This window comes from Shewanella hafniensis (assembly GCF_019655335.1).
GTDB classification, from domain to species: Bacteria; Pseudomonadota; Gammaproteobacteria; order Enterobacterales; family Shewanellaceae; genus Shewanella; species Shewanella hafniensis.
Genome location: NZ_BPFD01000183.1, coordinates 1 through 1,026 on the forward strand (window position 1 = coordinate 1; position 1,026 = coordinate 1,026).

1 protein-coding gene is annotated in these 1,026 nt (G+C 52.5%); it reads left to right on the forward strand.

Features of this window, described 5'->3' with window-relative positions; all coding sequences use genetic code 11:
- Positions 1-1,026, forward strand: a 1,026-nt coding sequence (locus K5Q99_RS23075; protein WP_220778118.1) for a hypothetical protein, incomplete at both ends; no start/stop codon positions are given.

Consider the following 1,026-nt stretch of genomic DNA (forward strand, 5'->3'; position numbering starts at 1 on the left):
GGAGAAAGGGAAGGAGGAGGGGGGGGGGGAAAGAAGAAGAAGGAAGAAGAGAGAAGGAAGAGGAGAGGGGGAGAGGAGAGGGGGAGAAGAGAAAGAGAGAGGGGAAAGGAAAAGGGAAAAGAAAGGGGGAGGAGAGGGGGGAGAAGGGGAAGGGGGGAAGAGAGGAAGGAGGGAGGAGGAAGGGAAAGAAAAAAAGGGGAGGGGGGAGGGGAGAAAAGAGGGAAAGGAGAGGGAGGAGGGAAAGGGAAGGGGGGGGAGGGGGAAGGGGGAGGGAGAAGAAAAAAGAGGAAAGGAGGAGAAAGAAGGGGGGAGAAGGGAGAAGGAAGAAAAAAAGAGGAAAGGAGAAGAAAAGAAAAGGGAGAAAAAAGAGAGGGGAAAGAGAGGGAGAGGAAAAGGAGAAAAAGAGAGAGAGGGAGGGAAAAGAGGAGAAAGAGGAGAGAAGGGGGAAGGGGGGGGAAAGAGAGGGAGAGGAAAGAAGGAGAAGGAAGGGGGAAGAAGAGGGAGGGGAGAAGGAAGAGAGGAAGGGAGGAGGGAGGGAGGAGGGAAAAAAGGAGGAAGGGGGAGGAGAGAAGAGAAGGAGGGGGAGAGAAAGAAAGAAGGAGAGGAAGAGAAAGGGAGAAAAAAAAGGGAGAAAGGAGGGAGGGAGGAGAGGGGGGAGGAAGGGAAAGAAGGAAGAGGAAGAGGGGGAAGGAAGAGAAAGAGGGGAGAAAGGAAGAGGGAGGAGGGAAAGAGGAAGGAAGGGGGAGGGGAGGGAAAAAAGGAGAGAGGGGAAGAAGGAAAAAGAGAAGGAAAGAGGAAGAAAAAAAAGAGGACGGGGGGGAGGAAGGAGAAAGGGAGGGGGGAAAGAGAAGGGAGAGGAAAAGGAGAGAAGGGGGGAAAGGGGAGGAAGGGGGAAGAAAGAGAGGGAGAAGGGAAAAAGAAAAAAAAAAGAAGAAAGGGAGGGAAAAAGAAGAAAGAAAAAGGGAAGAGAAGAAGGAAAAAAGAAGGGGGGAGAGAAAAGAGAAAGAGTGCCAGGATGCGCTCCTT